The sequence below is a fragment of the Temperatibacter marinus genome, from assembly GCF_031598375.1.
GTDB classification, from domain to species: domain Bacteria; phylum Pseudomonadota; class Alphaproteobacteria; order Sphingomonadales; family Kordiimonadaceae; genus Temperatibacter; species Temperatibacter marinus.
This window is the reverse complement of the sequence record NZ_CP123872.1, coordinates 1,500,185-1,526,589: the sequence shown is the minus strand read 5'-3', so window position 1 is coordinate 1,526,589 and position 26,405 is coordinate 1,500,185. Positions and strand designations below refer to the sequence as shown.

Annotated in this window: 20 protein-coding genes; 11 read left to right on the top strand and 9 right to left on the bottom strand. The window is 44.3% G+C overall.

Annotated features, from left to right (window positions below; genetic code table 11):
• The first annotated feature begins 14 nt into the window (after nt 1–14).
• Complete coding sequence (locus QGN29_RS06850; RefSeq protein ID WP_310799955.1) at nt 15–995, top strand: glycosyltransferase family 61 protein; 981 nt, start codon at nt 15–17, stop codon at nt 993–995.
• A 26-nt stretch (nt 996–1,021) separates the two neighbouring features.
• On the opposite strand, the gene QGN29_RS06845 is transcribed toward QGN29_RS06850, so the two are convergent.
• Nucleotides 1,022–1,783, bottom strand: coding sequence for a sterol desaturase family protein (locus QGN29_RS06845; protein ID WP_310799954.1), 762 nt, complete (start codon nt 1,781–1,783; stop codon nt 1,022–1,024).
• A gap of 205 nt (nt 1,784–1,988) precedes the next feature.
• Here QGN29_RS06845 and QGN29_RS06840 point away from each other — a divergent pair, with 205 nt between their 5' ends.
• From QGN29_RS06840 to QGN29_RS06830, 3 genes are read left to right on the top strand one after another with little or no spacing between them, the layout of a single operon-like run.
• Entirely contained in the window at nt 1,989–3,491 is a 1,503-nt protein-coding gene (locus tag QGN29_RS06840; protein ID WP_310799953.1) for an efflux RND transporter periplasmic adaptor subunit, read from the top strand.
• A gap of 2 nt (nt 3,492–3,493) precedes the next feature.
• Entirely contained in the window at nt 3,494–4,198 is a 705-nt protein-coding gene (locus tag QGN29_RS06835; RefSeq protein ID WP_310799952.1) for an ABC transporter ATP-binding protein, read from the top strand.
• Complete coding sequence (locus QGN29_RS06830; RefSeq protein ID WP_310799951.1) at nt 4,195–5,415, top strand: ABC transporter permease; 1,221 nt, start codon at nt 4,195–4,197, stop codon at nt 5,413–5,415. Before QGN29_RS06835 ends, QGN29_RS06830 begins: the two co-directional genes overlap by 4 nt.
• Before the next feature lie 11 nt (nt 5,416–5,426).
• On the opposite strand, the gene QGN29_RS06825 is transcribed toward QGN29_RS06830, so the two are convergent.
• The 3 genes from QGN29_RS06825 to QGN29_RS06815 all read right to left on the bottom strand — a co-directional run bounded on the left by QGN29_RS06825 (nt 5,427) and on the right by QGN29_RS06815 (nt 8,480).
• On the bottom strand, nt 5,427–6,098 hold the full coding sequence (locus tag QGN29_RS06825) for a hypothetical protein (protein WP_310799950.1): 672 nt from the start codon (nt 6,096–6,098) through the stop codon (nt 5,427–5,429).
• Between the two features lie 149 nt (nt 6,099–6,247).
• On the bottom strand, nt 6,248–7,438 hold the full coding sequence (locus QGN29_RS06820; protein WP_310799949.1) for an acyltransferase family protein: 1,191 nt from the start codon (nt 7,436–7,438) through the stop codon (nt 6,248–6,250).
• Nucleotides 7,439–7,448: 10 nt separating this feature from the next.
• On the bottom strand, nt 7,449–8,480 hold the full coding sequence (locus QGN29_RS06815; RefSeq protein WP_310799948.1) for a LacI family DNA-binding transcriptional regulator: 1,032 nt from the start codon (nt 8,478–8,480) through the stop codon (nt 7,449–7,451).
• A gap of 330 nt (nt 8,481–8,810) precedes the next feature.
• On the opposite strand from QGN29_RS06815, the gene glk reads away from it, so the two are divergent.
• The 6 genes from glk to QGN29_RS06785 all read left to right on the top strand — a co-directional run bounded on the left by glk (nt 8,811) and on the right by QGN29_RS06785 (nt 18,706).
• Nucleotides 8,811–9,815, top strand: coding sequence for a glucokinase (gene glk / locus QGN29_RS06810; RefSeq protein WP_310799947.1), 1,005 nt, complete (start codon nt 8,811–8,813; stop codon nt 9,813–9,815).
• Nucleotides 9,816–9,919: 104 nt separating this feature from the next.
• Nucleotides 9,920–12,469 (top strand): TonB-dependent receptor, encoded by a 2,550-nt coding sequence (locus QGN29_RS06805; protein ID WP_310799946.1) that lies wholly within the window; start codon nt 9,920–9,922, stop codon nt 12,467–12,469.
• A gap of 105 nt (nt 12,470–12,574) precedes the next feature.
• Nucleotides 12,575–13,267: a SapC family protein gene (locus QGN29_RS06800; RefSeq protein ID WP_310799945.1), complete on the top strand. Its 693-nt coding sequence runs from the start codon at nt 12,575–12,577 to the stop codon at nt 13,265–13,267.
• Between the two features lie 8 nt (nt 13,268–13,275).
• A complete protein-coding gene (locus tag QGN29_RS06795; RefSeq protein WP_310799944.1) occupies nt 13,276–14,835 on the top strand; it encodes a tryptophan halogenase family protein in 1,560 nt (519 codons plus the stop codon).
• Between the two features lie 18 nt (nt 14,836–14,853).
• Nucleotides 14,854–16,380: a tryptophan halogenase family protein gene (locus QGN29_RS06790; protein ID WP_310799943.1), complete on the top strand. Its 1,527-nt coding sequence runs from the start codon at nt 14,854–14,856 to the stop codon at nt 16,378–16,380.
• Between the two features lie 16 nt (nt 16,381–16,396).
• A complete protein-coding gene (locus QGN29_RS06785; protein ID WP_310799942.1) occupies nt 16,397–18,706 on the top strand; it encodes a beta-N-acetylhexosaminidase in 2,310 nt (769 codons plus the stop codon).
• Nucleotides 18,707–18,790: 84 nt separating this feature from the next.
• Here QGN29_RS06785 and gluP read toward each other — a convergent pair whose 3' ends face one another.
• Genes gluP through acs form a run of 4 tightly spaced genes read right to left on the bottom strand, consistent with a single transcriptional unit; the run spans nt 18,791 to nt 24,223 of the window.
• On the bottom strand, nt 18,791–20,083 hold the full coding sequence (gene gluP / locus QGN29_RS06780; RefSeq protein WP_310799941.1) for a glucose/galactose MFS transporter: 1,293 nt from the start codon (nt 20,081–20,083) through the stop codon (nt 18,791–18,793).
• Nucleotides 20,084–20,099: 16 nt separating this feature from the next.
• Nucleotides 20,100–21,230, bottom strand: coding sequence for an N-acetylglucosamine-6-phosphate deacetylase (gene nagA / locus QGN29_RS06775; RefSeq protein ID WP_310799940.1), 1,131 nt, complete (start codon nt 21,228–21,230; stop codon nt 20,100–20,102).
• On the bottom strand, nt 21,230–22,267 hold the full coding sequence (locus QGN29_RS06770; protein ID WP_310799939.1) for an SIS domain-containing protein: 1,038 nt from the start codon (nt 22,265–22,267) through the stop codon (nt 21,230–21,232). The genes nagA and QGN29_RS06770 overlap by 1 nt, the downstream gene beginning before the upstream one ends.
• A 12-nt stretch (nt 22,268–22,279) precedes the next feature.
• Nucleotides 22,280–24,223 carry an acetate--CoA ligase gene (gene acs / locus QGN29_RS06765; protein ID WP_310799938.1) on the bottom strand — a complete coding sequence of 648 codons (1,944 nt, stop codon included), beginning with the start codon at nt 24,221–24,223 and terminating at the stop codon, nt 22,280–22,282.
• Nucleotides 24,224–24,480: 257 nt separating this feature from the next.
• Between acs and QGN29_RS06760 the strand changes: the two genes are divergently transcribed.
• Nucleotides 24,481–25,113: a bifunctional 4-hydroxy-2-oxoglutarate aldolase/2-dehydro-3-deoxy-phosphogluconate aldolase gene (locus tag QGN29_RS06760; RefSeq protein ID WP_310799937.1), complete on the top strand. Its 633-nt coding sequence runs from the start codon at nt 24,481–24,483 to the stop codon at nt 25,111–25,113.
• A 65-nt stretch (nt 25,114–25,178) separates the two neighbouring features.
• Here QGN29_RS06760 and pcaF read toward each other — a convergent pair whose 3' ends face one another.
• Entirely contained in the window at nt 25,179–26,399 is a 1,221-nt protein-coding gene (gene pcaF, locus QGN29_RS06755; RefSeq protein WP_310799936.1) for a 3-oxoadipyl-CoA thiolase, read from the bottom strand.
• Nucleotides 26,400–26,405: the final 6 nt, after the last annotated feature.

Sequence of the window (26,405 nt, the reverse complement as noted above, 5' to 3'; positions counted from 1 at the left end):
ATATTGAACGTAAAATGAAAAAAATTATTTTCCCATCAAAGAATAAACCCGCCGTCGTCATAGAAAACCTAGACCCCAATCAAATGAACTTGTTCACTGTTAACAAGAAGGCCTTATTGAAGAGGCGACCCGCCTTAATAGGTATTAATGATAAAGGTCAAAGGCAAATTCGGGCCCGCTCTGAAAAAGAAATGTTTCTCCCCTCTTCCATTCAATCAGATCAACTCACAGTATTTTCGCACCTCCAAGGTGAGCATCTTTGGGGCCGCATATGCTTCAATCATTTTGGGCACTTCCTCATGGAAAGCCTAGCCGTCGTTTATTATCTGAAAAGAACACCTTCTTTTAAAGGAAAACTACTTTGGACCATGCAAGGGACGGACAAAACATCTCTCAATAAGTGGCAAACTGAACTCTGCTCTCTCCTCGATATAAAAGAGCGAGTCAAAATCATCTCGGAGCCGACTTCCGTCGAGTCATTGAAAATTATCGAACCCGGATTTATGATTGCCACCTCTCTCATAAAAGAGCAGAAAGAAGCGCTGGCGGTTTGTCAGGGCCAGCCCCCTAAAAAGGGAAAGAAAATTTGGCTGTCTCGGTCAAAACTAACATCGCAAAATATTACAAATGCACTAGAAATCGAACCCATTCTTGAGGCTGCAGGGTGGGAATTATATCACCCTCAAGACCATTCAATAGCTGATCAAATTACTCACATTAGGGATGCTGAAATTGTCGCTGGCTTCGAAGGGTCTGCCTTTTATCTCTTCATGCTTATAGATAATTTCCAAGGCACAGTCGTCTGTATTCCTCGGTATGGGGGGCTGAATGGTAATTTAGATTTGATCAAACAGGCATACGCCCTCACATTGAAAGAAATATATATTCCTTACGAAGAAGTCTATTCTCCAAAAGACGAAGGGAAGTTACAGCGGCACATGAATTATAAAGTTAAAAACATTGAGAAGCTCACGGCCTATATGTTGAACTTTTAAATGTACCTCGCTATGTCACTCAGGCACTACTCAGTTTCCTTCGGTTTACTCACATCCTTAAAAACCAACATTTCAGGAATACGTGTCGAAGCACCGTGATAAAACCCCTGCTCTTCTTGATAGTTTTTGGGGTTTTCCCAAGTGCCGAATATCATATCAACAAAGGAAAATTCTGAGAAATTTTTATAGTGAATTCCTTTGCCGTGATGGACCGAATGTCCCTCAGGCCTTTGAATAAAGTAGCCCAACCACTGTGGAGTCTTAATGGCAGTATGGGTGAACATATTCAAGAAAGCCCCTCCAATCAGAAAGACGGTCATTACCTGCGGATCTACACCGATAAGGAATGCCATACAAAAACTTCCCAAAAAGGTAAACCCAACCATATCGAGCGGGCTAAAATAAAAAGCACCAAAAATATCTACCCGCTCTGCACTATGATGAAGCTGGTGACAAGTTCGCCAAAGGAAAGTGCTATCATGCAGCAAGCGATGCCAAAAATAGAGGCCAAACTCAAACACAAGAAAACTAATAAGCAAACTTAACTCAAAACTAAGGTGTTTTAGGTCAAAAAGCTGATAGTCTACTAAAAGCGGATCCCAGAGCATTGGTAAATAGACTGCTACAAAAAAATAGATCACATAAGCTATAAGACTGCGCGTTCGCCAATAGGGCGTAATTGGTTGTGGGCGTGCAGAAAATAAAGCTTCCAAAGTCATTAAAGCGAAATAGAGTGCAATTAAAATGAGTGACAATGGGTCCATCAGGACCTCTAGAGGTGTGGGCATCATTACTTCCTTATGAATGATACTCCAAACAATATCTTTACCCTAACATGTTCTTTTAGAATTGCAAATCAATCCTAGGCAGTTCAGGCGGAACACATATGTTCTATATTTTTAACAAAAAATGAAGGCCAAAACCGTTTTAGAGCGTATAAAGAGTTAAATGAGGCACGGGGGCCTTCTTAAAGTTAATTTTTTGGAGCATTTCATGGGTATTTTAAAATCCAAAGTGGGTATCTTTTCGCTTATTTTTTTAGGGGTTGCGGTTGCCTGGTTTTTCATGCCAGCAGACGCACAATCAAAAAATCAAATTTCCTACCAAGCGAAACCGGCGGAAAAAGGAACCATCACACGTAAAGTGTCTGCCTCGGGCGCCGTTGATGCTGTCACGATGGTAGAAATTTCCACAGAAGTTTCAGGCCTGATTAGAGAAATCAATGCTGACTTTAATACCCAAGTCAAAGAAGGCGAGGTTTTAGCGGTCATCAATCCGCAGATTTTCCAATCTCGTGTTACTCAACGCCGAGCAGAACTTGCTGTTGCTGAAGCCAGCATTGGAATCCAAAAAGCACAACTCTCTAATGACGAAGCATCCCTCAAAAAACTACGCCGTGATCTCAAGAGAACAAGTAAACTTTTTGAGCAAAATAACATCTCTGAAGCGGCTTTAGACAATGCCAATCTCGCTGTTGAAACAGCCGCACGCCGCGTTGAAATGGCCAAAGCGCAACTCAAAAATGCCTACGCGACAGTCACCATGCGCCAAGCATCCCTAGAACAAGCAGAAATTGATCTTGATAGAACGAATGTCAAATCCCCCATCGACGGCATCGTCATTGAAAGAGCCATAGAGATTGGTCAAACCGTTGCTGCAAGTCTCTCTGCACCGAAATTATTTCGGATAGCAAAAAACCTTGAAGAAATTGAAATTGAAGCCAGCATAGATGAAGCAGATATCGGCAACGTAAAAGAAGGTAATCAAGTCAGTTTTACTGTCGACGCTCATCAAGGACGAACATTTACTGGCACTGTTCAGCAGGTCCGGCTTGCCCCCAAGATTGAACAGAATGTTGTTACTTATACAGTGGTTGTAACAGCGCGGAATGATCAAAAATTTCTCTTGCCTGGCATGACGGCCAACGTAGATATCGTCACCGGTGTCCGCTCTGACGCTCTGCGTGTGCCTAATGCAGCCCTCAGGTTTAAACCACGGGGTCAAAAATCATCTCAAGCACAATCTGGCGGACAAGGCAACGCTATGATGACACGCTTTACAGAGGGTGTTATCCGTCAAGCAGGCCTCAATAAAGAACAAGCTGTAAAATTTAAAAAAGCCATGGAAAAACCAATGCAAGAGGCGTCGAGAGCGATGCGTCAAGGCTCAGGAGGTTTTGATGGCAGCGGCGCCAGAGCTGCTTTCCAAAAGCTCAGAGCTGACCTGAGCAAAACTTTAGAAGAAATTGCCACACCTGAGCAAATGGCAGCCTATCAGGCCGCCAGTCAACAAAATAGAAATAGAGGAAGGCGCTCTGCTCGTTCTTCTAACGGGCGTCCCGGATCTGTCTGGATCAAAAAGGATGATGGCACTCTGGAAGAACGCCGCGTCATGGTCGGTATTACAGATGGATCTCATTCAGAAATCCTGCGGGGCCAACTAAAAGCTGGTGAGAATGTTGTTGTTTCAGCCCGCGTTGTGAAAAGCGAGACCTAACGATGAGTAAAGTCATTATTAGTGCACAAAACCTCTTAAAAGAATACCGTATGGGGGAAGAAATTATCCATGCGGTTGCTAATGTCGATATCGATATTCATGATGGGGATTATGTGGCAATCACAGGCCCTTCAGGGTCTGGAAAATCGACCTTTATGAATTTAATTGGCGCGTTAGATAGTCCCACACAAGGCAGCTTGCAGATCGACGGCCAGGAACTGGCAAAAATGAGCGGCGACGACTTGGCAACACTTAGAAACAAAAAGATCGGTTTCGTCTTCCAACAGTTCAACCTTTTGTCCCGCCAAACAGCTCTTGCCAATGTAAAAATGCCCCTGCTCTATAATCATTCGCCTCAAGGAGACGAAATAGAGCGCGCAAAAGAGTGCTTAACCATGGTGGGCCTAGGAGATCGTATGGATCATCTGCCAACACAGCTTTCAGGGGGGCAACAACAGCGTGTTGCCATCGCGAGAGCGCTTGTCAACCATCCTAGTATCCTTTTAGCTGATGAGCCCACAGGGGCACTTGACACAAAAACAAGCGAAGAAATAATGGAATTACTCAATGATTTAAATGCGAAAGGCATAACAATCATTCTCGTGACTCATGAAGCAGAAATTGCGGTCTGCGCTAAACGCCAAATAGGCTTCCGAGATGGGAGTGTAGAATTTGACCGGCTGACAGAAACGGGAGACGCCCCATGACCTTTTTTTCTAGTCTACTGGTCGCTCTTGATAGTTTGAGAACCAACGCCATGCGCTCATTCTTAGCGATGCTTGGGGTGATCATTGGTGTTGCGTCTGTTGTAGTTATGGTCTCGATCTCAAATGGCGCACAAAGAGCTGTTGAAGCACAGATCGAACAACTTGGCAGCAATGTTCTCATGGTCCGTCCGGGCAATCGTAACACGCGGGGGCGCGCGGGCGGCTCTGCAGTTAGCTTTTCTGATAAAGATGTGCCAGACCTCAAAGAACGAGTCCCTGGAATAATCTCTGCCTCTGGACAGCTTAGAACCAGCGGGCAAATTATTGCAGGCAACACTAATTGGGCCGCCAGTATATACGGGGTCACCAATGAGTATTTTGAAGTGAGAGGTTGGACGATCGCAGAAGGAACATCTTTCAGCGGTCAGGATCTGCGGGGAAAAGTCGCAATTTTAGGATCTGAAACAGCCCAACAACTTTTTGGTGAATCCAATCCAATTGGTCAGCGTGTTCGTGTTAAAAAAATCCCTTTCACTATCATCGGCGTTATGGAAGCCAAAGGTCAAACCTCTTGGGGCCGAAGCAATGATGATGTGGTTTTTGTTCCTATAGCAACGGCTCGTAGCCGCTTAATGGGCCGTTCTGATATTGTAACAAATTATGTTCGAGAAATTGACGTCAAAGCCTATCCAGATGAAGATATGAAAGAGATAGAAAATCAAATAATGGACTTTTTCCGAGAGCGCCGCAATATAGCTCCCGGAGCACAAGATAACTTCAGAATCTTTAACATGGCTGAATTTATGCGGGCGCGAAATGAAACTCAAGCAACATTCACTTATCTACTGGCTGGTACAGCCTCCATAGCTCTCTTAGTTGGCGGAATTGGAATCATGAATATAATGCTTGTTTCTGTGACGGAGCGCACCAGAGAAATTGGTCTTCGCATGGCCATCGGCGCCCGAGAAAGGGATATCTTGTCACAATTTCTTATTGAAGCAATTACCTTAACTTTTGTGGGAGGTATCTTTGGGATTGGCCTTGGTGCAGTGGGCACTGAATTCGTCGGAGACCTAGGGAATTGGGACGTTCAAATGGACATGAATATCGTCATTATTTCCATTATGTTCTCAACAATTGTAGGAATTGTTTTTGGCTTATATCCTGCTTATAAAGCATCTAAACTCAATCCAATTGACGCCTTACGATTTGATTAAATTCTAAGGGGCTATGTTTCGGTATGTTGATTTTCTATGATGAAATGTACGACTGTGACCATCGCGCCTAATATCGAGCATGCAATCATTACAATGTATAGATTGATGATTTCTAACTCAAATTCTGGTCCTGTTGGGCCCATCATATAACTTTGAAAAAATCTGATCAATCCGGCAACGAATGTTACCAAGATTGCAAACCCAATGGTGAGACTAGCTTTCCGCTTTCTTTTGATGGCATGATAGTTTGTCAGCAGGAATTGCCCTGCCATACAAGTCAAGAAAAAGGCTGTAATATTGCCAAAAAGTAATTCACTATATGGCATAGAGAAGGCCGCATATAGATGTGCGCTTCCCCCTGTGATTAAGGCCAGCCCATTAAAAAGCTTCGAATGCGATAGCTCTAAAATTTTAGCAGCGCCGTATAGCATACTCATGTAACAACAAATATAGAGAACATTAGAAATATTATACAGAAGGCTATGTTCAATTTCTCTTGCCGCTACGAGAATAATAGAGGCAGCAAGAGCAGAGACGCCTGTAGCAATTAACAATTTCAGAGGGTTTTGATTACCCAGATATTGGCGGCCTGCGTAGAGCATAATAATGGCAATAACAGCAAGGACACCGACAAAAACAATGATGAAATTTAATATTCGATCCGGATCATACATGGATAGCATTCGCTTATTTCGTTCTTATTTTCAGAATAAACTCCGATAAAGAGTACCCCTCTATCTAATAGGTGTATCGAAAACTCATGAACAAAAGGTTATCAACGCAAATTTTATAAGGTCCAGATAGCCTAACAGTTCTGACACCTCTGACATTTTTAAACTTTCCAGAAAATTTGTCGCTTATACAACAGATAGAAAAGTCCATAGGAGAAACATAAAAATAGTAATGCAAAAACTAAAGATGCGGCATAGTTGCCAAAAATTGGGGCCAAATAGTCGGTATAATAAACTTCCTGAAGCTCACGCCCTTTAAAAGGAATGATAACAAGTATCCGAGCAAAAATCATAGAAAATACATAAAATAGTAAAGCATTAGCACCGAAGACAATAAAGGGAGCAGACCAAAGCCGTGCCTTTTTCATATCGAGGATATAAATTAAGGATGCGAGGGTTGCCAGCGCTAACCCTGTTGTCAACACCACATAGCTTGGTGTCCAAAGGGCTTTGTTAATAGGAATATAGAGGGATAAGCCATAGGCTGCCATCGTCAAAACGATCCCTGCATAAAAAAGAGTTTTAACTTTTTTTGCGGCCTCAGAGTCTGCCTTTAAATACAGGCCTGTCAGATACCCAGCTAGACAAGATGATATAGACGGCAGGGTCGTCAACAGTCCTTCAGGGTCATAAGAAAAGGGCTGATTACCGCCTGCGTAGACATGATCCCTTCCCAAAATAAAGTGATCAATCGAGGCAGCAAAATTATTCCCTTTTTCCCAAAGCCCCATAGCCACAGAACCATCCGGTAATTGATAGGGCATAAAAATCATCAGGCCACTATAAAATATAAGCAGACCTATCATCCATAAGACAATACCTCGTGGACGAGAAAAATAGATAAGAGTCGCAGAAAAGAAGAAAACCAATCCAATGCGCTGAAGCACGCCCATAACCCTTATCGTGAAAAATTTCTCTTGCCACCAATCATAAGCAGGATTCAAAAAATCATAATAAAATAAAGCAATAGCGAGACCGATAAGGAATAACTTTGCGCCTCGATTGAATGCTTCCAGAACGAGGGTAAGTTGACTTTCCTCTTTGGTAACTTTTTTGAAAGAAAGAGCCATCCCAACAATAAAAATAAAGAAAGGAAAGACCAAATCTGTTGGTGTCCAGCCGTGCCACTCTGCATGAGCGAGAGGCCAATAGACATAGGACCAACTGCCCGGATTATTCACGAGAATCATCAAAGTGATGGTTAAACCACGAAAAACATCAACAGCCAGTGATCGTTCTGGATCCATAGAGCCAAGAATGGACTGTCCGTGCTTTTTGAAACTATTGAACATTGGCTGAAAGCTAATCTTTACCGGTTGTAGAAGGACGAATAATTAAACTTGGCGAGTAAATAGTTTTAGGTTTTTCCTCACCTTTAGAACGCGCATCCGGGCGAATTTCATGAATAAGGCTATTAGTCGCGGCTTCCGCAATCGACTGTGTTGCTTGTTTGGCAGTTGTAATTGGCGGAGATGAATGCCTAGAAAAGGGGCTATCTTCAAAACCAGCAATAGCGATATCATGAGGAACTGTGAGGCCAGCGGCATTAAAGGCCGTCAGTGCCCCAGCCGCAATTTCATCATTGCTGCAAAAAAGCGCTGAAGGCTTCTGTTTCAGAGCAATAAGCTTCTCAGCATTTTTCATCCCAGATTCAAAAGAATATTCCCCTTCGAAAATGAACTCTTCCTTCAACTCAATGTGATGGTCTTTTAAAGCATCTTGATATCCACTAAATCGCTCAGGACTGGATTTATGAATTTCTTCGCCCCAAAAGAAGGCGATGTCAGTATGCCCTTCCTTTATAAGATGGTCCGTAATTTCATAAGCGGCCTGCCTATCATCCACACAAATACATGGGGATAATTCATCATTTTCTTTACTGCCAGAAACAATCCCCACATAGTGCACATCATTGTCTCGAAGGATTGAAATAATGTCAGCCCTTTCAGAGATAGGCGGCGCAAGAAGCAATCCAGCCAGGTCCGCCGTCTTTACAAGCTGAACCAAGTCTTGAGCAATAGAGCTATCATCGGAATAGCACGGATGAATTTGAAGGCCATACCCTTTATCTCGGCAGGCATTCAGCGCGCCATTTTGCATATCAATCACATAATAAGGGTTGGGATTATCGTATACCAGGGCCACAGCATAACTTTTAGTGCTGCGCAAATTACGGGCGGCGAGATTAGGCTTATAGCCTAATTTCTTGATAGCATCTTCCACAATAAGGACTTTAGTCCGACTCACTGACGGTTCTTTGTTGATAACCCTCGAAACAGTTTTTAAAGAAACTTCAGCAAGTTTTGCCACATCCTTAATTGTTGCTTTTGTCATCGTAGTCTTATTCCCTCGTTTCAATTACCCCAGAAGTATCGCAACCCTAAAACGGATAGCAAAAAAGTGCAATCCATTCATCTGCCTTCCTGACATCTGCCTCAGGCAAAAAACCCTTTGGATCACAAATGGTTGCATCGCTATATAATGATATCGTTGTCTTCTGAAATCACCATATCACTGATATAATAAAATGACAACGTTATCATTTTATTTGACAACGTTATCATTTTATGACAATTTTTTGACAACTGGAGATCGAGTCTCTTTCTGAACCAGGGAAAATAATGTTCAGAAGTTACTCATGGGAAACAAAAACTTGGGGTCAGTATGACGGACGTACAGACAATTATAGCAGCAGATATCGGAGGCACTCATGCACGCCTCGGGTATATACATGCTTTTCCGAACCGTGATGCCCGTACCGATAGTATGATCGAACTAAAGGCATACACGAAATATCGCTGTGCTGATTATGCCGCTATTTCAGATGTCTTAAATGAATTTGTAAAATCCCAAAATATTGACCGCATCGATCAAGCGGCTATTGCATGTGCCGGCTATTTTGTTGATGAAAAATTAAAAGCGACAAATCTGCCATGGACATTCAGCCTAGATGAAGTGCGTGCCACTCTTAATACAAAAAATGTATTCGGCCTTAACGATTATGAGGCTCTCGCATACAGCACAACCTGTCTTGCGGAAACAGACATTCAATCTTTGAATAGTCAAGGTGTGTCAGTGCCGGGCAAAGCCCGTTTTATTCTTGGGCCCGGGACCGGCCTGGGAGCGTCCGTTCTTATATCTCGCGGACAAGCATTGACCACCTTGACAACCGAAGCCGGCAACGCAGGCTTTGCGCCTGTTACGCAAGTAGAAAGAGAGATTCAAACCCTTCTAGCTAAGAAATTTGACTTTGTATCAATTGAACATCTCCTATCAGGCCCTGGTCTGGTGAACATATACCAAGCCCTCGCAGAAATCATGGATCAAAAAGCGCTTCTTGAACGTCCCTCGATGATCTCAAGAGCTGCATTAGACGGCTCCTCTCCCCTAGCTCAAGCGTCGCTTGATGTTTTCTGTGAGGTCTTGGGATCTGTTACAGCGAATTTAGTCCTTACCTACGGCGCACAAGGCGGCGCTTATTTAGCGGGTGGGATACTTCCGAAATTTAAAGATTATCTCGTCAATAGTAAATTCATGGACCGGTATTTAGCTAATGCTTCCATGCGTACCTACCTCGAAAAGGTGCCAGTCAATCTCATTGAGCATGGCAATCTTGGCGTTGTTGGGGCGGCGAGATGGTGTCTCAGATCATCTGAGGCGAATACCTAATTTGCAGTTAGCAAAGTGAGTACTGAGTTTGATCATTGTGATCGCAAAAACCAAAATCGCTTACGAAGCGATAATAAAGTGAAAAGAAAGTGAAGGAGGGAGACATGAATAATCGTACGTCACGCCTATATTCTTCTGTCAGCATGGCAGCAGTAATGGCTCTTACGGTTGGGGCAGTCAATCCAGCAAATGCTCAAGACAGTGAAGATCTTGAGGAAATCGTCGTAACTGGCATCCGTGGAGGCTTGAAACAAGCCTTGAATGTTAAGCGGAATGCTACAGCACAGGTTGATGCTATTTCAGCGGAAGATATCGGTAAATTTCCTGATAAAAACGTTGCTGAATCTCTACAGCGTATTCCTGGTGTTACAATTCAAAGATCTTTTGGTGAAGGGTCAGATGTCTCTATTCGTGGTGCAGGCGCTGGTTTTACAAAAACATCATTGAATGGGCAGAATGTTGCATCGACAGGATGGTTCGTATTTGAGCCAGCACGTCGTTCATTTAACTATACACTTCTCCCATCTGAATTGGTTGGCGACATTGAAGTTTACAAATCTTCACAGGCAGATCTTGTTGAAGGCGGCGTAGGTGGTACTGTTATCATTAACACACGTAAGCCACTCGACCTTGATAGCATGACAATGTACGGCTCTGCAGAGCTTGCTCGTACAGATGATAGCTCAACAACAGACCCACAAGTTTCTGGCATGTTCTCTTGGAAAAACGACGAAGAAACATTTGGTGTTCTCGTTTCTGGGGTTTACCAGCGTCGTCAGCTTCAGCGTCAAGGTAGCGAAGCATTTTGGGAATGGGGTGCAGGCCCAGTAGCTTTCCAACAGGATCGTAAACGTCGTGCTCTTACAGCTGCGATTCAGTTTACACCGAACGAAAGCACAGATGTTGTCGTCAACCTTGTTGACATGGAAATGGGTGCGGATAACGTAAACAGTGCTTTCTGGCTCACAATGAACAACTGTAGCTGGTGTGCTAACCCAGGCCCATCATCTGAAACACGTCTTGGAACTTATGTTGAAGGTCAACTGAATGTCGGTGTAACAGAATTACGTCCTCGTCAAGCGACCATGAAGTCTCGCGTATACGACATCGATGTAACACACGAAGGTGATGGTTATACAGTTGAATTCCAGGCCGGCCACACAGAAGCTTCTGGTGGTACAGACCTAGAATTGCTTCTAGGCGGCTCAAACAATGCTGACCTAACAGCTTATTCGTATGACTATACTGGTGATACACTTGAGTGGGATCTTGGCGGCTTTGATATCGCAAACTTCGATGCCGGTGCTCTGAACCATGCTCTTGGTGAAAGTTTCAATAAAACACCAAAAACAGATCAAGAAACATATATTCAATCAGATGTAACATATGACGTTGAATACGGCGCTATTAACAGCATTAAAGCTGGTGTTCGTTATTCTGACCACAATACAGTAAGCCGTCGTTTTGTTTTTGATGTAGATCCAGCTTATTCTGCATCTTTCACAGGCGTTCAAGATGGCCTCCTCGATGTGGGCTACCGCAATATGCAAATGCCGTTTTATGATATGGATTCTGTATTCGCTGCTGCTAAAAACGCAATTATCGGCGAAACAGAAGACTTAGGCGCTTACTCACAAATTGATGAGAAAAACCTAAGCCTTTATGCGATGGCAAATTTTGAAGGCGATAGCTTCCGTGGTAACGTTGGTGTACGCTGGGTAAGTACTGATGCTACATCTACATACTATTTGGACGGTGTTAGAGGCCAAGCAGAAGCTTCTTATAACAAGTTACTTCCTAGCTTTAACATTGCTTTCGATGCTGCAGAAGATGTTGTCGTTCGTGCCAGTGCTTCTCGTGTGATTACACGTCCTCAATATGTTGATATGTATGTCAATCCGAATGTAACCGGTACAAACGATTCTCTTCCTGATAACCAATTCTGGATTGTTGGTAATGTAGGACTGAAGCCTTTTACATCAGATCAAATTGATTTTGCTGTAGAATGGTATTTCGATGAAGGCTCTATTCTTTCTGGTGGTCTTTTCTACAAGAAAGTGAAGAATTTTGTAACAAACACTTCCTATCAAGCGTCTTCAGCTGATATTCCGTTCAATCTTCCAGATGCTGATGAAGCTGCTGCAGGGTGGACAGTTCAAGAACTTGGAAACGGCGGCTCTGCGTCAATCAAAGGTCTAGAGGTTCAGTACCAGCAAGACTTTGGTAACGGCTTTGGTTTACTTGCAAACTACACCTATACAGACAGTGATGTTGGATCTGATCAGTTTACTGATGCTAATAAAGTTCTAACAGATAGCTCTAAGCATTCTTATAACGTTTCAACATACTTTGAAAACGATGTGATGAATGCACGTTTATCCTACAACTGGCGCTCACAGTACATGCTACGTGAAGTTGGTGCTTATGGTAACCGTTTGCATGATGATTTTGGAAGCTTAGACCTTTCAGCGTCTTACTTCTATGACGATAACATCACACTGAAACTGGATATCAACAACCTTCTGAAAGAAGATAGCCTGCAATATGGTAACAACCGCAATGCTTCTCCAGGATCAGGGTTTATCAACGATTTCCCTCTCTATCAGTATGAAGGCGCACGCCGCGTTACTCTTGGCGTAAGCTTCAAGTACTAAAAAAGATGAAAAGATAAAGAAAAGGGGGTTTTGCCCCCTTTTCAAATTGCGAACCCATTCATTACTTTGCTAAGGTCTGTGAAAATTGCTATAGGGAGAAATGAAATGGCAAAACTCGTTCCACTAGGAAATGATGTCCACCGAAATTTTAAACTCGCGAAACAAGATATTGAGCATTTAAAAGATGCCCAAATTATCCCTGTTGTTGCACACGAATTTCCAACCGTTGGGTCTCAAGGCCCGATTGTTTTTGTTAAGAACTCTGAAACAGGCCAATTTCAGGCCGTGTTACTTTGTGGCATTAGCCAAGGTGAAAATTTATTCAATGTGAATGGCAAGTGGGATGGTGCTTTTGTACCTCTTGTCGCCACCCTTTATCCATTTAAAATCTTACCTGCTGGGGAAGATAAAATCACACTGGGTATTATTGAAGATAGCCCTTGCTTCTCAGAAACAGAAGGCGAAGCACTGTTTACAGAAGACGGCGAGATGACAGAATTCATGACAAAGTTTCGCGATCGTATGCTTGACTATTATGATCGCCTACAAGCCACAGATGGCTATGCCCAAACTCTTGTGAATCACAATTTGCTAAAATCACAATCAATGAACCTCGAAATCAATGGCGAAAAATTCAATATTGATGGCCTCTACTTCATTGACGAAGAAAAACTTATGGATCTGGCTGACGATGTGGTTCTGGATTTCCACAAGCGCGGACTAATGGCTGTGATGTATGCACAGCTTGCGTCGATGCACCAAGTGCATACTCTCGCACGTAGAAAATCTGGAAAGTAGGAGACCCAATGCCGGCAAAAGCCATAGACCATATTCTTATTGTAGGCGGTGGAACTGCCGGTTGGTTAACGGCAGTTCATCTGGCAAAACATCTCAAACCTAATCAGGGTGGCCCAAAAGTCACCCTGCTTGAATCTCCTAATATCCCGACTGTAGGCGTCGGTGAAGGTACCGTACCTGCCATGCGAGATAGCCTAAAATATCTAGGCATCAGTGAGACAGATTTCATCCGAGAGTGTGATGCCACTTTCAAACAAAGTATCAAATTTGTTGATTGGCTCCGTAGCCCCGCTGAAGGTGGCCATAGCTATCACCATATTTTTGATTATCCCATGAAACAAGACATTGATCTCAGCCCTTATTATCACTTAGGCGCTTGCGGCAATCAATCTTATGTAGATGCTCTCTCTGTTCAGGGCATGATGTGCGATAAAGGGTATGGCCCCAAGACCATGACCCACAACGAATATGAGGGCCTGACAAGCTATGCCTACCACCTTGATGCAGCTAAATTTGCAGCCTATCTCACGAAATTTGGCGTTGAAAAATTAGGCATTTCCCACGTGAAGGGGGAAATGACCACTGTTAAGCAAGCCGAAGATGGTACGATCCTCTCCCTGTCAACTGACACAGTCGGAGAACTCTGTGCAGATATTTTTATTGACTGTACCGGGTTCCGTTCTCTTCTTCTTGGGGAAACTCTTGACATCCCTTTTATCGATAAGTCCCATATCTTATTCGCAGATTACGCCCTAGCTGCACAACTGCCTTATGGTCCAGATGATCACCTGCCTTGTCACACCATAGCCACAGCCAAAGAGGCCGGATGGATTTGGGATATTGGCCTGATGGAGCGACGAGGCACAGGCTATGTATATTCCTCTCATCATACATCACACGAGGCGGCAGAAAAAGTTATCCGTGACTATGCTCGCGTGTCCCTTGGAGACAAAGCAGATGAAATTTCAACGCGGCAGATCAAAATGAAAGTGGGCTATCGAGAAAAGCTCTGGGAAAAGAATTGCATCGCGGTCGGCCTTAGCCAAGGGTTTGTCGAGCCCTTAGAAGCAACTGGCCTTCTGATGTTCGACGCTACAGCCCGTATGCTAGCAGAACAATTCCCTGCAACAACTGAAACAATCCCTGTGGTTGCCGACCGTTTTAACCAACGCCTAAAACTCACCTGGGATAAGGTCATTGATTTCATCAAGCTACACTACTGCACTTCACAAAGGACAGACAGCGACTTTTGGTTGGACAACTGTCACGCCAATTCTATCCCTCAGAGCTTACAAGATAAATTGCATTACTGGCAGCATAGCTTACCGAGTGCTTACGATTTTTCCAGCCGCCTAGAGATTTTCAATCTTGAGAATTACCAATATGTCTTGAATGGTATGGAATTCAAAACTGACATTGAACCTCTGAAATCACGTTATGCTGATCTGGCCAAAGCCCAAGATGATTTTGAAGCGATTCAGCAGTATAATAAACAGCTTGAGCCCCAATTAATCCCCCACAGAGATCTCATTAGGCGTATTCAAAAATACGGTCTGCAAACCTTATGAGGCCCCGAGGAGACTGCCATGAAAAATGCATCCGATAATATCAAGAAATTGACCATAGTGGGCGGTGGTTCCGCAGGCTGGATGACAGCACTTTACCTCAATAAACTCTATAATAGCACTGAGAAAAATTTCGAGATCACTGTCATAGAAAGTCCAGACATTGGTATTATCGGTGTTGGGGAAGCCACTGTCCATAGTATTCGATACTTCTTTCAAGCGATGGGGTTGAACGAATTTGATCTTTTAAAAGAAACCAACGCAACCCTAAAAACAGGTATTATGTTCCGCAACTGGATGAAACCTCATGCTGACGGAACAATGCATGAATATTTTCATCCTTTTGAAAGCCAACTTTCTGGTAGCTTTTTGGATATTAATTCACTTTGGATGCTTTCTGGCCGTCATGAATTTGAGCGCTTTGACGAAGGCGTTTGTCTGAGCACAGCCCTAGCAAAAAATGGCCATAGCCCCAAGAGTAGACAATCCCGTCAATATGAGGGCCTTGTTCCCTATGGATATCATATTGATGCGGTTCTGTTGGCTAGATATTTACGAAAAATTGCCATAGAAAATGGTGTCACTCATATTGAAGCCACTGTGAATGACGTCGAAATCCAAGGGCAAAATATTCAGGCAGTTCTGACTGAAAATGGAGATCGGTTTGAAGCGGACGTTTTCTTAGATTGTACGGGGTTTCGGGCATTATTGATCAGCAAATTAAAGCAAGACAACTGGCAATCGTTCAAAGAAGCACTCCCCTGTACAAAAGCTGTCGCCCTACAGCGATCAATGCCAGACGGTGAATCACCGCGTTCCTATACAGTTGCGACTGCCTTAAGCAACGGCTGGGCGTGGCAGATAGATTTAACAAACCGACAAGGCACAGGCTATGTCTACGACGGCGACCGTCTTAGTGCTGACCAGGCCGAGCAAGAGCTGCGTGATTTCTTAGGGGCTGAGTCGGATGTCATCAAATCTGTCCATCTTGATATGCGCGTAGGGTGCCTCAAAGAATTCTGGGTTGGCAATTGTATTGCCATAGGTCTTTCGGGCGGGTTTATCGAACCTTTGGAATCCACGGGTCTTCATCTGATCAATCTATCGGCCGGCTTATTAGCCACCCATTTAGACCACGGCGACACTGATCAGTCAGTTCGAGACAGTTTTAATCGGTTGATGAATGGTTTTTATCAAGACCTGAAGCAATTCATTGTTTTGCATTATTGCTTAACGGACAGAGAGGATACCGACTTCTGGAGGCAAGCGCCAGCAACAGTAAACCAGACACCTTGGCTCAAAGAACAGCTTCAAATTTGGCACCATAAAATTTGTGAATATCAAGATCTTGCGGGCAGTTATTCTACTGTCTTTACAGATGAGAATTATCGCTATGTTCTCTATGGTATGGGACATCATCCTGCCTTGAAGCTTTCCGTAGATCAGGGAATCAGCAAAGACGTTTTTGACCGCGTAAAAAACCAATCAAATCGTGTTTTATCCAACAGCGTGCCGCATTTGGATTATCTCAATCAGATAAATTTGTAAAAGGGAAATTTGACCCATGAAACTCAAAGCTATCCTTGTAATTACAGCCTTACTTTTAGGCGGCTTTTACTATGTCTCTCAAGGGGAACCACAAGAGCTCTTCTTACCAATCATCCCAAAACCTCAGTCCATCGAGCACACAGCTCATAAGACTGTACCGATCAATTTTGACTTTGAACTTTCAGGGCATGACAAAACAATTGAACTGCTTAATTCTCTGATGACCAAAACATATGGTCACTCATTCAAATCAACCTCAGCAGGGGCAAAGCTTTCTTTCGACTTGGTCGACAGCCTCACAGGTCCTGAAGGATATTCACTGGATGTCTCAGAAAATGGAATTGAGATTAAGGCCGAAGACGAAGCAGGTCTTTATTATGGCATGGCAACATTCTGGCAATTATTCACGCATCATTTTGATTCTGGCAAGCCCCTTCCCTTTGTAAAAATTGAAGATAAACCGCGTTTCAAATGGCGTGGTTTAATGTTGGATGAAGGCCGCCACTTCCAAGGGGCCGCTTTTGTTAAAGATATGATTGACTGGATGAGTCTCCATAAATTCAATATTCTGCAGTGGCATTTGGTGGACGATCAAGGCTGGCGTATTGAAATCAAAAAATATCCAGAGCTTACAAATGTAGGTGCATACCGTGTGCCTGCAGGGGAAGGTGCTCGGGCGATCCTTGACCCAGCGACTGGCGAGCCAAAGAAAATTGGTGGTTTCTATACTCAAGAACAGGTCAAAGAAATTGTTGCTTACGCGGCAGCAAAACATATTACCATCGTGCCAGAAATTGGTCTTCCTGGCCATGCTCAATCAGCGCTTGCAGCTTATCCTGAACACGGTGTAAATCTTTCAGGTAAAATGGATGTTTCTGCGGATTGGGGCATTTTTGAATATACCTATAATTTAGAAGAGAAAACATTCGATTATCTTGAAGATATTCTTCTTGAAGTGATGGATCTTTTCCCGAGTGAATATATTCACCTTGGCGGTGATGAAGTCCAAAAGAACCAGTGGAAAGAAGATCCAAGAACCGCGCAGCGCATGGCAGAGCTTGGCATTGAGACAGTTGAAGGTATCCAGCCTTATTTTACACGGCACTTTGACCAATTCCTCTCTAAATACGGTCGTAAAATGATTGGTTGGGACGAAATTCTAGAAGGTGGAGATATTCATAAAACTGCCACCGTTATGTCATGGCGCGGTGAAAAGGGCGGCATCGAGGCAGCTCATAAAGGCCACACCGTTATTATGAGTCCTTGGCCAACCCTTTATCTAGACATGCATCAATCTACAAGCGAGAGAGAGCCCACAGGACGCCCTGCACTCGCTTCTCTTACGCCGCTAGAGAATGTTTATATGTATGAGCCTATCCCCAAAGAGTTACAAGGCACAGAGGGCGCCCATTTCGTTCTCGGCGCTCAAGGGAATATTTGGACGGAGCATATGCGCACAAATAACCAAGTCATGCATATGACGTTTCCTCGTGCAGCCGCTATATCAGAGGCAGCATGGTCGTCAAAAGAAAGAGATTTTAACAATTTCATGCAGAGACTTCCCGCTCTGTTTAATTGGTATAACAAACTCAACATCGCCTATGCTGATGTCGCTTTTGAAGTCAGGCCTAATATTACTGCCCCTGATGATGAGCAGCGCATTGTTTCTCTCTCCTCTCAACTGGATGTTGGGGCAATACACTATGCGATTAATAAAGAGTCTGTTAGTGCGTCAGACCCGATTTATACCGATCCTCTCACCCTAAACAAGAATGATACACTAATAACTTCTCGTTTTAAAGGTGACCAAATTCTCAGTGCGCCGACCTCACTTAAACTGGATAAGGTAAGTCTCTCAATGAGAACTGATGATACGCTTGAAGTGTGTGACGCAGGCTACCATCTGAAACTTGATGATGATTATCCAGAGAGCAAGGACAGAGCTTCCTTTAATATGAATATCTTACATCCCTGTTGGATTTACAAAGGAGCAGACCTTAAAGATGTAAAAACTCTTGAGTTGGTGGTTGGTCAAATTCCATTTAATTTCCAAATTGGTGCAGATTGGAAGCATGTGAAATTCGATACGCCTACTTCTAAAGACGGTGAATTGAACATCTATGAGGGTGTCTGCGAAGGCAAACCTTTACTGTCCCTCAGCCTCACGCCAGCTCTTGGCAATCATGGTCTAACAAATTTCTCAGCAGACCTACCAAAGACCTTCGACGGCGCAACCGACCTTTGCTTTAAATTTGCAAGGCCTGCCATCACGAATTTTGGCATTGGCCATAATCTTTGGGGCCTTGATAAAGTAACGCTTAGATAAGGAAGTCTCCTCTCTTAAGAGATAGATTTAAAATAAAAAAAGGCCCGCTCTTGGCGGGCCTTATCGTAGGAAACGGTCTTATATCTACCAAGTCCTTTTCTTATGCCCTCTAAGAGCATAATAGAGAATATAGAGATAAAGAGGCAAGCAGAGTAGATAAGCTGACTGCATATCCCCACCACCTTCAGCTATACTCCCAAAAGCCATCGGCACGATAGCGCCGCCGACAATCCCCATAATCAAAAGAGCAGATCCTTGAGCGGTATATTTTCCAAGGCCTTCCAAGGCAAGTGGCCATACAGCAGGCCAAACCAGCGCATGAGCCATCCCCATTAAAGCGACAAATAAAACTGGATTAGGAATTGTAGCAATCCCTGTCCAACCAAATAGGATCTCAGACAAGCCACTTGATGTTGGATCTGAAAGTAGAATACCAACAATACAAGCGCAACCGGCAATACCAGAACCAACCAAAGCTTGAGTTTGACTGAAGAAACGAGGGATACCGACGACGCCCAAGATATACCCTAGCACCATAAACACCATTGTATAGGACGTCAGTGAAGCAAAATGAGGCACGTTTAAATTGGATCCAAAGACACCGATAGAATCCCCTGCAATCACTTCCACTCCCACATAACAGAAGAGAGCAACAGTTCCTAGAATGACTTGAGGGAATTGAAGAATGTTGCCTTTTTCTTCCCCGCCTTCATCTTCCTCCGTTTGGATCTCTGGTAAATTAGTAAACTTAACCAAGCCAATAAGGAAAAAGAGAGCAACAGCCATATAAATATAAGGCATGACTAAACGCTCGGACAATTCTTGAATTTCAGCCTCTGTCAACTTTGCAAGGGCTTCAGGTGAACTATCAAGGCCTGATAGAATAATCGCTGCAAAGACAATTGGTACGACGACACCAGCAGCTTTATTAATTATTCCCATGATAGAGATACGCATCGCAGCCGACTCTTTTGGCCCCACAAAAACCACATAGGGGTTCGAAGCTGTCTGCAAGATCGTTAATCCTGTAGCAAGAACAAATAAGGCAATCAAAAAGACCCAATATTCAGCAGAAAACGCTGCAGGAATGAATAACAATGAACCGACGGCCATAATCGCAAGCCCTAAAGCCATCCCGTTACGATACCCTGTCTTTTTCAAAACCAAAGCCATGGGGAAAGCCATCACGAAATATGCGATGTAGAAGGCAAATGTTACAAAGAAAGTTTGAAAGTCATTCAACCCGCAAATTATCTTTAAGAACGGCATCAAGGATCCATTCAGCCATGTTACAAATCCAAAGATAAAGAATAATAATCCAATGATTGTCATTGGTAGAATACTCGTGTTGGTATTCTCTTGTTGAGCTGTGTCCATGACGGCCCTCCCTAAGTTATAGTTTTCCGTTAATCCAGTTTGACACTACCTTCCCTGCTGCATCAATCTGAAGAATATTTGCCTTTTTCCCGACTTCAAGTGAGCCATATTGATCTGACACTCCCAGAAAGTCGGCTGGTGTTTTCGACGCCATATAAACAGACTCCTCATATGTTACTGAAGTCCAAGCCGCTGTGTTCCTAACAGCAGAGATCATATCTAGATCACTCCCAGCTAACGTCCCATCCGGGCCCGTACATTTTCCTTCTTCAACTGTAATTTCTAACCCTTCTAATGTGAAAGATTTATTCACAGCGCCAACGCAGGGCATGGCATCAGAGACAAGCATCATCTTCGATATGCCTTTTGCCTTTATGGCCGCTTCTATGCTTGCAGGATGAACGTGAAACCCATCACTTATAATCCCGGCATAAGTCGCAGGGGTAGTAAGGGCAGCCCCAACAACACCAGGGGCACGACTATCTAATCCTGTCATTGCATTATAGAGGTGTGTAAATCCAGTGACACCCGCATCCACAGCCTGCATCATCTGTTCATAAGTTGCGGCAGTATGTCCCGCTGAAAGAACTGCGCCGCGAGCAACCAACTTTTCGACCATTTGAGGGGTTGTTTGCTCTGGGGCCAGGGTTATATGGGTAACCCCTTTTGAAAGGGATGTTAATACCTCAACAGCCTCGTCATCTAGCACGCGAAACTTATCAGCATTATGAATCCCCTTCTTCACCGGGTTTAGAAAAGGCCCTTCTAGATGTATTCCGATCACGCCTGGAACACCCTGCTCTATTGCGGCCTCTACTGCTGAAATTGCTTTCTTAACTGTCTCTAGAGTATCACTGATCAATGTGGGCAAAAAAGCACTTGTCCCATAAATGCGATGGGCGGCTCCGATAGTTTTAATTGTCTCAACGCTGGGGTCAGCATTAAAAAGTGCGCCGCCACCGCCGTTAACTTGCACATCAATAAACCCAGGAATAAGAAGATCTCCTTTACAGTCTATCTGTGTGATACCCTCACAAGAGATGTCAGACTCAAGAGCCTTAATATACTCTCCTTCAATGAGTAGATCATGACCTTCAACTTTCCCCTGAGGGGTCAATAGTGTTGCATTATGAAGCAAAGTTCTCATTAAACAGTCTCAGTCACTTTCTTTAAGTGGGGTGGTTCATCCGGATTATAGCCGCGGCTAACAGCAAGACTATTCACCATCAAGTAAAATGATTGAATTTTCAAGAGTGGACTCACAGCTTTATGAGCCCCTTGCACGATCGGAAGATTTATAGCGCCTTCATATTCCTTACCAGCTACCATTACAGTCGCCCCACGAGAAAGGAAATCTTCGATCACGTTATCAACGCTTTCGCGTGTTTCATCATCCTGAGTAAAAGCCAGAATAGGGAAGCCTTCATTCACAATAGCCATAGGTCCATGCTTCACCTCTGCCGCGCTATAAGCCTCTGCGTGCAAACCCGATGTTTCTTTAAATTTAAGTGCCGCTTCTTGAGCAATCCCTAGGCTCGTTCCGCGTCCAATCACAAAGAAGTTTGAAGCCTTTTGAAGAGCTTTTTCAGCCCCAGCCCAGTCCAGTGCCGCAGAGGCCGACAATTGATCAGGTAGATCATCACAGGCCTTTATCAAAGCATCATCTCCGGAGTAATAGGCTCCAAATTGATAGAGAGCCGAAAGAGAAGCGATGTAACTTTTTGTGGCAGCGACACTTTTCTCTGGCCCTGCATAGAGAGGGATAAAATGATCAGCGAGTTTCGCAAGCGGACTATCCTCTACATTTACAAAAGCCACAACAACAGCCCCAGCCTCCTTCGCTGCTTCAGCGGTTGCAAGCAAGTCAGGACTTGCTCCAGATTGAGAGATCGCAATGAAGAGCATATTCTTTAGATTAAGCGAAACCTGATACACGGAGTTAATTGAAGGGGCCAATGAGCATGTCATTAGTCCAAGTCGCGTCTCAAACAAATATTTTGCGTAAGTGGCTGCATGATCTGATGAGCCTCGTGCGCAGGTGGCAATGGCCGTAATATTCTTTGATTTTAACTCTTGAACCAGTGCGTCAATTTTGGACCGATTATTTTTAAATTGCTTGGCGACGACAGCGCTTGCTTCTAAAGCTTCACTGTACATTAGGGTTTTATTCGGAGAGAGAGACATCTTTTCTTCCATTTATCGATTTAATCTATTGTCAATAAGGCTATCCACAACTGCAGGGTCTGCAAGAGTTGAGGTATCGCCAAGGTTTTTATATTCGTTTTCAGCAATCTTTCTGAGAATTCTACGCATAATCTTGCCCGATCGTGTCTTTGGCAAGGCGGGAGTGAATTGGATAAAGTCAGGCGAGGCGATAGGGCCAATTTCTGATCGCACCCACTGGATTAGCTGCTTTAAAAGAGCCTCGTCCGGCGTGCATCCTTCGACACATGTGACATAAGCATAGATGCCCTGCCCTTTAATATCATGCGGATAGCCCACAACGGCAGCTTCACTGACTTGCTCATGCGCTACGAGAGCACTCTCAACTTCTGCAGTGCCCATACGATGGCCTGAGACATTAATGACATCATCGACACGACCCGTAATCCAGTAATAGCCCTCTTCATCACGGCGACAGCCATCCCCAGTAAAATATAATCCTTCATAAGTTGAGAAATAAGTTTGCTTAAACCGTTCATGATCACCGTAAATGGTTCTCATCTGTCCCGGCCAACTGTCAACCATTACAAGATTACCTTCAGTTGCACCTTCCAAGAAATGACCCTCCGCATCAACAAGTGCTGGCTGTACGCCGAATAGAGGCTTGGTCGCAGACCCTGGCTTTAGGTCGGTTGCCCCAGGCAACGGCGAAATAAGAATACCACCTGTTTCTGTTTGCCACCATGTATCGACAATCGGGCACCTTTCTTCACCAACAACACGGTGATACCAAGACCAGGCTTCGGGATTAATCGGCTCTCCAACACTGCCCAATATCCTAAGAGAGGAACGATCTGTTGCTTTTACAGGACCGTCCCCTTCACGCATCAGGGCACGGATAGCCGTGGGCGCTGTGTAAAAAATATTCACTTTATGTTTATCAACAACTTGCCAGAACCGGCTGCTACTAGGATAATTAGGCACCCCTTCAAACATCAAACTTGTCGCACCATTAGCAAGAGGGCCATAAAGAATGTAGCTATGCCCAGTAATCCAACCTACATCTGCCGTACACCAGTAAATCTCTCCAGGTTTATAATCAAAAACATACTCATGAGTCATACTGGCCCAAACCATATATCCGCCTGTCGTGTGCAGAACACCTTTAGGCTTTCCTGTCGATCCACTGGTATATAGAATAAAAAGCGGGTCCTCGGCATTCATTGGCTCTGCTGGGCACGTATCCTCTAAAGTTCCAATCACGGCATTATAATTGACATCTCTATCTGGATCGCACGCAGTCTCAGTCTCAGTATGATATACCACAACAACTTTTTTGACAGACTTGCCATAGCTTTCCTCAAGTATGTCTAAAGCACGATCCACGTTAGCCTTAAGAGGAACGACCTTCCCTCCGCGCACACCTTCATTGGCAGTAATGATAAAGTCTGACTGACAATCATCAAGGCGCCCAGCAATCGCTTCTGGAGAAAAACCCCCAAAAATTACAGAGTGGATGGCCCCAATCCGTGCACAAGCCAGCATGGCGTATGACGCCTCAAGAATCATCGGCATATAAAGAGTGACCCGATCCCCTTTTTTAACGCCGATTGATTTTAACAGATTAGCCATTCGCGAGACGTGCAGCAATAAGTCACCATATGTGACTGAGGCATCATCAGCAGGATCGTCGCCTTCCCAAATGAGAGCTATTTGATTTTCCTTTTCTGGTAAATGACGATCAATGCAATTGTATGAAGCGTTGAGAATACCATCTTCAAACCATTTAATAGAAACATCCCCCGAAAAAGACGTGTTTTTAATTTTTTGAGGAGATGTGAACCAGTGAATGCGTTCCTTCTGATGTGCCCAAAATTCTTCTGGATCATTCAACGACTCTTCATAAAGACGTCTGTAATCTTCAGCTGTTACATGAGCTGTGTCACGAATTGTAGCGCTTACAGTAATGCGATCCATTTTATCCCTCTTTTCCCACGCTCGCAGCCTTTTCCCTAAAAACTTTCACCGAGCTTATTTTGAGAAAGAGATACAGTATATTGACAACGTTGTCAATTGTGTGAGATATAATACATAGAATTCTCCCTCAATATGTCATTTCTTGTGAGATAATATAGAAATACATGGAGAGTGATATCAATAGACAACGATGTCAATATGACAGTTAAATGCGACTCAGGTCCCAAGAATAGTCGCGCGAATACAAGGAGGCAACAATGTCATCTGTTCTTAACCTTATAAAGAGCGTGCAGTATATTCCTATATTCCAAGGGAAAGCAGAAACTGAACTTCACACAGTTTTAAGTCACCTCGAAGGCGTCTATGCACCGATCATGGAAATTCCACTGCGCTGTGAAGAAGCGCCAGAGCTGCTTCAACTTGCCAAAAAAACAGCGCCGCATTTCAAAATAGGCGCAGGATCAGTCTCAACTGTATCTGATGCGGAAAAAGCGTTAGATTGCGGCGCTGATTACTTAATGAGTGCTGGGGTGAATGATCGAGTTATGGCCTACGCCCTTGACCGAAATATTCCCATTTTTCCCGGTGTATACACGCCATCAGATGTTGAAAAGGCCATACAGTATGATTTAAAAATCATGAAATTTTTCCCCGCCAACGCGCCTGACTCCATGACCTTGTTGGATGCCTTTTACGGCCCATACCCGGAATTAGAATTTATTGCCACTGGCGGCGTGGATGACTATCTAAGACGCGACTTTCTGGAATGTCAAAATGTTGTAGCCTGCGGTGGAAGCTGGCCAATTAAACCCGCGCTCTCCAACACGCCCAATCTTGAAGAACTTGACCGACGGTTGACGCTTTTCTATGGACAGCGTTCCCTAGCCTGAATGGCGATCTCATAAAAGGGCCCATAAAATCTATGAGCCCCTTATTGATTTCAGCTTTCAGGCTTTTACTCAGCCCGCTCAATAATCATGGCAATACCCTGTCCAACGCCAACACACATGGTACAGAGAGCGTATTTTTTACCTGTATTCTGTAATTCGCGGGCAGCAGTCATCACCAACCGCGTTCCCGACATTCCAAGGGGGTGCCCCAGCGCTATGGCCCCACCATTTGGATTAACTCGGGGGTCATCATCCGCAACACCAAGGGCTCTCAGCACAGCCAGCCCTTGCGCCGCGAAGGCTTCATTCAATTCGATGACATCCATCTCCTCGATGGTAAGATGCGCTTTGCATAGGGCTTTCTTCACAGCTTCAACAGGCCCCACCCCCATAATACGCGGATCCACACCAGCAGTTGCCATTGTGATCACCCGTGCGACAGGTTGAAGACCATTTTCCCGTGCTGCTTCGGCAGAGGCGACAAGCATCGCTGCCGCGCCGTCATTAACACCTGAAGCATTTCCTGCCGTAACACTTCCGCCTTTCCTAAAGGGCGTTTTTAGCGACGCGAGTTTTTCCAAGGAGGTTAAGCGCGGATGCTCATCGCGGTCCACATGAATTGGATCGCCTCTTCGCTGGGGAATGTCAACCGTCATAATCTCTTGAGCCAGGCGACCATTTTCTTGTGCCTTTGCGGCCTTCTCTTGAGAGGCCAGGGCCATTTTATCCTGATCCTCTCGAGATATTGTATATTCCGCAGCAACATTTTCAGCGGTCTCTGGCATTGAATCGATACCATATTGCTCTTCCAATAAGCGATTAACAAATCGCCATCCGATGGTGGTATCGAACACTTCATTCGCCCTTGAAAAAGCCGTTGTTGCTTTAGGCATGACAAAAGGGGCCCGGGACATACTCTCGACGCCGCCTGCAATAGCAAGATTCATATCACCCGAAGCGATTGCACGTGCAGCGCTGCCCACAGCGTCCAAGCCAGACCCACATAATCTATTGAGGGTGACCCCAGGAACCGATACAGGGAGTCCTGCGAGCAAACCGGACATGCGGGCCACATTTCTGTTATCCTCTCCAGCCTGATTGGCGCACCCATAAAAAACTTCTTCAATGGCTGCAGGGTCTAGGGCTTCATTGTTTTTTAGAAGATGCTTAATAGGTAAAGCGCCAAGGTCATCTGCCCTGACAGAGGACAAGGCGCCCCCATACCGCCCAATGGGCGTGCGAATTGCATCACAGATATAAACATCTCTTGTATAGGAACCAGTCATTCTACT